The organism is Parachitinimonas caeni (assembly GCF_030129945.1).
GTDB classification, from domain to species: domain Bacteria; phylum Pseudomonadota; class Gammaproteobacteria; order Burkholderiales; family Chitinimonadaceae; genus Parachitinimonas; species Parachitinimonas caeni.
Genome location: NZ_JARRAF010000076.1, coordinates 1 through 6,789, shown reverse-complemented (window position 1 = coordinate 6,789; position 6,789 = coordinate 1). Strand labels below are relative to the sequence as shown.

The window sequence follows — 6,789 nt, the reverse complement described above, 5'->3', positions numbered from 1 at the left end:
CATAATGCGTTACACCGCGAATAACTACACTTGACTATGGCTGCCGCGCCCTCCAACAAATAACTCCCAACACGACTAAACCGCCTAAATGAAAAACAAGATCATCACCGTACACGGTGCTAACGTATCCGTCACCACTCGGCACGAACAAGACTATATCTCGCTGACTGATATGGTAAAGCGCTTTGGCGATGACTCAATCTTGTATGGCTGGCTGCGGAATCGCAACACTATCGAATTTTTAGGTATTTGGGAACAGATCTACAACCCAGCATTTAAACCTATCGAATTCGAGAGGTTTAAAAGCCAAGCGGGCCTCAACAGCTTCTCTCTATCGCCGAAGAAATGGATCGAAGCCACAGGCGCTATTGGTCTCTACGCCAAGGCCGGCCGGGGCGGTGGAACCTATGCGCACCGAGACATCGCGTTCGAGTTCGGCTCCTGGCTCAGCCCCGAGTTCAAGCTATACCTGATCAAAGAATTCCAACGCCTCAAGGACGAAGAGGCTCGCGCTACGTCACTGGAATGGAACTTCCAGCGCACTTTGGCCAAGGTTAATTACCGTATCCATACAGATGCCATCAAGGAGCGGCTGATCCCGTTACAACTGACCAAGGCACAAACCGTCATTGTCTACGCCAGTGAGGCCGATTTGCTCAACGTCGCACTGTTTGGCATGACGGCCGCGCAGTGGCGTCAGGCAAATCCCGACCAGCCGGGCAATATGCGGGACGTGGCAACGCTAGAACAACTGGTTGTGCTGTCCAATCTGGAGAGCATTAACGCAGTGCTGATCCATCAAGGACTGCCGGCGCCGGAGCGCCTGGCGCAGTTGAATGGTATTGCCATAAATCAGATGCGCTCATTGGTTGGCGCGCCTGTCTTGAAACAATTAGGGCAGGTTACCGAAAACGAACGATGAAAAGAGACGAGGTTGTTTTGAAACGCCAACATTGCTGGCCTGCGCCATTTCAATTGCAGCGTTCCGCAGAAAGTACCTAGAAGGGGATGTAAGCCCAAACCGCCGAAAATTCCGTCGGGAAAGGTCGTGAGCGCTTTTTCCGGCTACCGAAGCTATCCGACATGGTTTGTCGTTCATGTTTTGTGGATGGAAACAGGGTGTTTACGCCAGCAGTGGGCCAGTGTCGTAAAACAACTGTTTCCCGACAACCGGCGCCAATCCTAGCTTTGCGTGTATGACGGAAAAATCGGCGGTTCCGGCGTACACCCCCAAGTTCGAAGTTAAGTTGTCAGTACCAGTCAATACCTTATTTATGGAAGAAAATAACGGGCTTTGCATTTTTCCAAATAAATTCACTACACTCATCATCATTTATACTTGCCAAGTGGCACAATTTACCAGGCTTAACCTCAAGAAAAATCTCATCTTGAGAAATTGATGATATTTCCTGCATTGACTTTGAAATTTCGGCAAATACAATTAACTCCCTATATCTCAACATTTTATATTTCCTCTCTCCCAAAGGACTATTGGCATTGCCAGAATCTACGCATTTAGCTATGCCCAGCTCTGAAATTGTGCACGTTTCTTCTGAGTCAATTTTTTCGTGCATTTCCAATTTCTTTACACCACCCCATTTGGCTATTCTTCTAAATTCTCCAAGTGTTACCAGTGCTGAGTTGCTAATTTCAATTTTTCCAGCCGCATAGTGCTCATGCCTTACGGGGATATCTATTAAGTAGCGAAGCCCCTCATCCTTTCTCTTAATTATTGAGAACCTATCTTTTTTCTCTATAACTTCTACAATTTCAGTTGGATATAGCTCCACACCTACTTTAGGAGTATTTGCGCTTTTTGCTATCACTCTATGCTTGATAATTGCATCACCTCCTAGAGCCATTGAAAAGTGGGATAAAAAAAATAAAAAAATTAGCTTCTTTCCCATTGCCGAGACCGTCACATTTTTGAAGTTACTGATATACCAGAAAAGTTTGTCATTTAGGAAAGTTCGCAGATAATCGGCGGGCATTCTGGGTGTCGGAAAAATGAGGAAATTAATTTTGGCGGTGACTTCGCGTTTGACATGCGCCCAGACTTGCTCGTCGGGATTCAGTTTAGGGGGATAGCCGGGAAGATAAAACAAGCGCAGCATGCCCTGGGTAGAGGCAACGTATTCCTCCACAATTTTGGCCCGATGGATCGGTTGACCGTCGAAAATCAGATAAACAGGCTTGGATTTACCGGTCATCAAGCGCTTGAGAAAGTCCAGAAAAATACCGGCATTCATCCGGCCATCGCAAATCATGAATTCGCACTCACCCCGAGAACCGATTGCGGACAGCATATTGATACCAAAACGAGTCCCCGAACCTTGCAGGACGGGGGTTTCTCCTGCGGGCGCACAGGTTCTACCGAGTCGATCGGTTGAACGAATACCGGCCTCATCCGCAAAGTAAAGGCTTGCGCCAACGGCTTTGGCTTGTTGTTGAATGTGAGGGAAGTCTTGCTGATGCCACTGTTGCACCAGGGCATCATCTTGTTGCCAGGCTTTGAGCCGTGGTTTCTGCGGCGTGAAGCCCAGACTATGCAGGAGTTGGCGTGTTGCGCTGATCGACAGTTCTTTATCGAATCGATCCCGAATCAATTGTTGAACCGTGCGTAGTGTCCAGAGGGCGAATTCGAATTTGAACTGACAGGGTGTTTGTTCCCGAATAGCCTGCTCCAGCCATTGGATTTCATCTACAGAGAGTTTGCACGGACGCCCGGTGCTTTTCTTGGTCAGCAAGGCATTTTTTCCACCGCTGAAGTAAGCCGCTAAAATCCGGTAAACATGACGTTCGCTAATGCCGAATATCTCGGCAACGTCCCTTGGGTGGCGACCAGCCTTTATGGCTTTGACAACCTGATTTCGAATGTATTCCTGGGTCAGGGAGTCATTCTTACGGCCATCTGTTTCGCGCGTGCATTCCATGACTTATTTATAGATTATTAATCCGGCAAACAAATAGGGCAATATGAGATAATCAGTGCATGCAAACCGATGCCCGCCAATTATCCCCCGAAGCCCAACGCGAGAAGCGCCGCATTGCCCTGCGAATGTGGGAGCAAGGTTACGTCCAGAAGGACATTGCCGAGGCGGTTGCAGTACACGCCAGAACCATTGCCGAATGGATCAAGCAGGCACGCAGCAAAGGCGTTGAAGCCGCGATCGAAGGCGGCCGACGTGGCCGAAAGACGGGCGATAGCCGCAGCCTGACACCCGAACAGGAACTCATGATCCAGCACCTCATGGTAGACAAGATGCCCGTGTCACACGCAATCATAAATTGATACACCAACGCAATCCGAGATTGATACACCTCGTTGTAAGGTTGCTGCCTTTTGGCGGCACCGATGATCACCTACGAGGTTTACATGGAAGTTCAGATACTTCGCCGTCAAGGACACAGTTTGCGCGAGATTGCGGTGCAGACAGGTATTGCCATCAACACCGTACGCAAGCATTTGGAATCCGGGCCGCCGCAGCGCAGGCGGCGTGAGCCCAAGCCGAGCAAGCTCTCGGCTTATCACGGCTATCTGCAGGAACGCGTCGCCAGTGCCCGTCCGCAGTGGATACCTGCCACCGTGCTGCTGCGCGAAATACGCGAGCAAGGCTATCCGGGCGGTTTACGTATGCTGCAGGCCTACCTGCGCACGCTGCGGCCTGCCGCACGACCCGATCCGGTGGTGCGCTTCGAGACCGCGCCCGGCCAGCAGATGCAGGTTGACTGGATCGAATTCCGCAAGCCGGGCCATGCGGAAGGCATGCTGGCCGCCTTCGTGGCAACCCTGGGTTACAGCCGTGCCAGTTTCGTGGAGTTTGTCACGGACATGCGTCTGGAAACGCTGCTGGCTTGCCACCAGCGTGCCTTCGACTGCTTCGGCGGCGTCCCGCGCGAAGTGCTGTATGACAATATGAAGACCGTCATTCTCAAGCGCGATGCCTACGACAAGGGCCAGCATCAGTACCAGCCGACGTTCGCCGATTTTGCCAGGCATTACGGCTTTGCGCCGCGGGTGTGCCAGCCCTACCGTGCCAAGACCAAGGGGAAGGTGGAGCGCATGAACGGCTATCTGCGCTACAGCTTCTGGGTGCCACTGGCCAGCCAGCGTCGTCATGATCGACTGCCTGTCGATGGGGCCAGCTGCAATCTGGCGGTGAAGCGCTGGCTGCGCGAGGTCGCGAATGCGCGTGTCCACGCGACCACCCAATGTGTGCCGGCCGAGGCCTTGATCGAGGAAAGGCCGCATCTGCAGCCGCTGCCACCGGTCTGGCTCGGCACCACGGTCCGCACCGTTGCCCCGCCCCAGGACGCTGCAAAGCCGGTATCGCGCCACGCCCAGCCGGATTGGGACATCCCGCTGCAGCGGTCGCTGGCCCGCTATGACGTACTCGGCCACCTACCGGTTCCAGCGAGCGAGGGGGGCCATCCATGAATCCGCAACTCGAACGGATGCAGGCCTTATGCCAGCAGTTGAACCTGCTGCACCTGCCCGGACAACTGGCACATCTGGGCCAACTGGCGGCTTCGCGTGAACTGGGCTACCTCGACTTCCTCGAACACGCCTTGCGCGGCGAAGCCATGGCGCGTACCGAGCGGCATCGCCTGATGCTGACCCGCCTGGCGGGCTTCCCGGCCATCAAGACCCTGGACGATTTTGACTTCGAATTCGCCAGCGGGGTGCCCAAGCCCCTGGTGCAGGAATTGGGTAGCCTGGCCTTTGTGGAACGCGCAGAGAACGTCGTCTTGCTCGGTGCCTCGGGCGTGGGCAAGACCCACCTGGCCATCGCTCTGGGATGCCGGGCGACCCAGGCGGGCATCCGCACACGCTTCATGACGGCGGCCGACCTGTTGATGACGCTGATCACAGCGATGCGGCGCAATCAGCTGGAAGAAACCCTCAAGCGCATCGTCAAGCCGTGCAGGCTTCTGATCATCGATGAGATGGGCTACCTGCCGATGGATCGGGAACAGGCCAATCTGCTGTTCCAGGTCGTTGCCAAGCGCTACGAGATGGGCAGCCTGATTCTTACCAGCAACCTGCCGTTTGGTCAGTGGGATCAGACCTTTGCCAACGATGCGACGCTGACCGCGGCCCTGCTTGACCGCTTGCTGCACCACGCCCACGTCATCCCGATCCTGGGCGATTCGTACCGCCTGAAGGAAAAGCGCCAGGCCGGCGTCATGGATCGGGCCTCGGTGTCACCGCAGGAGATGCAACGCAAGCCCAGCCTACGACATAAGGAAGGAGTCATCACTCGCTAATCCCACCCACATAAGCACATGAGTGGGTGTATCAATTTGCAATTGCGTTTGCGCTTGAGGCTGTATCAGTTTGAGGTTGCGTTTGACACCCGACCAGCTTAAGCTAGGCTTTGCCTTGTGGACCCGCGATGCCGTGCGTGAACTGATCCGGATGAAGTGCAAACTGGATATGCCGATTCGTACCGTCGGTGAATACCTGAGCCGCTGGGGCTACACCCCGCAGCGTCCGCTCAAACGGGCGTATCAGCAAAAGCCCGAGCTGGTCGAGCGGTGGTTGCAGGAGATTTACCCTGGCATCGCCCAACGTGCGAAAGAGGAAGGTGCCGAGATTCAATGGGGCGATGAGACGGGCCTGCGCAGCGATAACCATGCAGGTCGCAGCTACAACCCGGCGGGCCAAACCCCGGTGCGCTTGGTATCGGGGAGCCGCTTCGCCACCAATATGATTTCCAGTGTCACCAATCGCGGCAAGCTGCGCTTCATGCTGTATCGGGAAACGCTGACGACCAAGGTGCTGCTGACGTTCCTGAAGCGCTTGGTGAAGGAGACCAACAGCAAGGTGTTCCTGATCCTGGACAATCTGCGCGTGCATCATGCCAAGCTGATACGCGCCTGGCTGGACGAGCATAGAGAAGCGATAGAGGTGTTCTACCTGCCAGCGTATGCACCTGAGCTGAACCCGGATGAGTACCTGAACGGCGATCTGAAGCAGCAGGTTCGGAGTGGTCAGGCAGCACTCAGTCGTGAGGAGCTGGAATCTCGCGTGCGCTCGGTGCTCAAACGTTTGCAATTACGGCCGGAGCGTATTCGTTCGTATTTTCGCCATCCCAAAATCGCTTATGCAGCGGAATTGGGGTATTAAATTGCCGGATTAATATATTGACAATTATTTAAAATAAATCAGTAATGCTATTGCATTGCTAGGTATTGAATTCTGGCAGGACTCAATAGTCATAAAATTGAAAATCCCCTATTTCTCAACTGTGAGAAAATTTAGAAGAATCGGTGCGTGGTGATGCGCAGTGTATGCCGAAAAAAGAGTACCTTTGATTTTAACTGATTTACCCAATAAAGGCCGAAGCTCCTGGTATTCCTTTTGTCTTAGTAATAGTTGCACCAAAGAAACACCTGTCATTGGCGTACTGCCTGGCTCGCTTTGGTCGCTTACGGTGCAAATGGGATTCCTGACTACCAAATAGAATCCTGTTTCGGGATCATCACCATTTCTGATACTTTCGAAATTAGGAAGGCCCGGAAATGTTTTGCGAACCAACTTCCCTGAGAGCGTGACCACTTCTGGCTCGTATTTGAGGCATTCTGCATTCGCAAATGACGTAAGAACCAAAGCGCATGACATCAGGTAGTTTGCACGAGAAAGTGACATGGTTTTTGAAGGTACTGACAAGTTAACTTCGAACTTGGCGGCAGGTTAAGATGTTGGCATGGACAAGGATCTCTACCACCGCCACCGTTTCCCGGCTGAAATCATCGGCCATGCGGTCTGGCTCTACCATCGATTCA

Annotated in this window: 6 protein-coding genes and 1 pseudogene; 5 read left to right on the top strand and 2 right to left on the bottom strand. The window is 53.3% G+C overall.

Annotation, left to right across the window (positions count from 1 at the left end; translation table 11 throughout):
- The first annotated feature begins 88 nt into the window (after positions 1–88).
- The gene (locus PZA18_RS23260) at positions 89–922 is read left to right on the top strand and encodes a KilA-N domain-containing protein (protein ID WP_284103291.1); all 834 of its coding nucleotides are present in this window, start codon (positions 89–91) and stop codon (positions 920–922) included.
- 346 nt (positions 923–1,268) lie between these two features.
- On the opposite strand, the gene PZA18_RS23255 is transcribed toward PZA18_RS23260, so the two are convergent.
- The gene (locus PZA18_RS23255; protein ID WP_284103290.1) at positions 1,269–2,933 is read right to left on the bottom strand and encodes an IS630 family transposase; all 1,665 of its coding nucleotides are present in this window, start codon (positions 2,931–2,933) and stop codon (positions 1,269–1,271) included.
- Positions 2,934–2,992: 59 nt separating this feature from the next.
- Here PZA18_RS23255 and PZA18_RS23250 point away from each other — a divergent pair, with 59 nt between their 5' ends.
- The 4 genes and pseudogenes from PZA18_RS23250 to PZA18_RS23235 form a co-directional block, all read left to right on the top strand.
- Entirely contained in the window at positions 2,993–3,292 is a 300-nt protein-coding gene (locus tag PZA18_RS23250) for a helix-turn-helix domain-containing protein (protein ID WP_407951208.1), read from the top strand.
- Positions 3,293–3,355: 63 nt separating this feature from the next.
- Positions 3,356–4,438: an IS21 family transposase gene (istA, locus tag PZA18_RS23245; protein WP_407951207.1), complete on the top strand. Its 1,083-nt coding sequence runs from the start codon at positions 3,356–3,358 to the stop codon at positions 4,436–4,438.
- The gene (gene istB, locus PZA18_RS23240) at positions 4,435–5,268 is read left to right on the top strand and encodes an IS21-like element helper ATPase IstB (RefSeq protein WP_284103288.1); all 834 of its coding nucleotides are present in this window, start codon (positions 4,435–4,437) and stop codon (positions 5,266–5,268) included. Before istA ends, istB begins: the two co-directional genes overlap by 4 nt.
- A gap of 88 nt (positions 5,269–5,356) precedes the next feature.
- Positions 5,357–6,130 (top strand): annotated as a pseudogene (locus PZA18_RS23235) (IS630 family transposase); the annotation flags it as partial.
- A 108-nt stretch (positions 6,131–6,238) separates the two neighbouring features.
- On the opposite strand, the gene PZA18_RS23230 reads toward PZA18_RS23235, so the two are convergent.
- On the bottom strand, positions 6,239–6,652 hold the full coding sequence (locus PZA18_RS23230; RefSeq protein WP_284103287.1) for a DUF4431 domain-containing protein: 414 nt from the start codon (positions 6,650–6,652) through the stop codon (positions 6,239–6,241).
- Positions 6,653–6,789: the final 137 nt, after the last annotated feature.

Coding starts and splice junctions, on each gene's coding strand:
- PZA18_RS23260 (WP_284103291.1), top strand. CDS start 89: ATGAAAAACAAGATCATCACCGTACACGGTGCTAACGTATCCGTCACC.
- PZA18_RS23255 (WP_284103290.1), bottom strand. CDS start 2,933: ATGGAATGCACGCGCGAAACAGATGGCCGTAAGAATGACTCCCTGACC.
- PZA18_RS23250 (WP_407951208.1), top strand. CDS start 2,993: ATGCAAACCGATGCCCGCCAATTATCCCCCGAAGCCCAACGCGAGAAG.
- istA (WP_407951207.1), top strand. CDS start 3,356: ATGATCACCTACGAGGTTTACATGGAAGTTCAGATACTTCGCCGTCAA.
- istB (WP_284103288.1), top strand. CDS start 4,435: ATGAATCCGCAACTCGAACGGATGCAGGCCTTATGCCAGCAGTTGAAC.
- PZA18_RS23230 (WP_284103287.1), bottom strand. CDS start 6,652: ATGTCACTTTCTCGTGCAAACTACCTGATGTCATGCGCTTTGGTTCTT.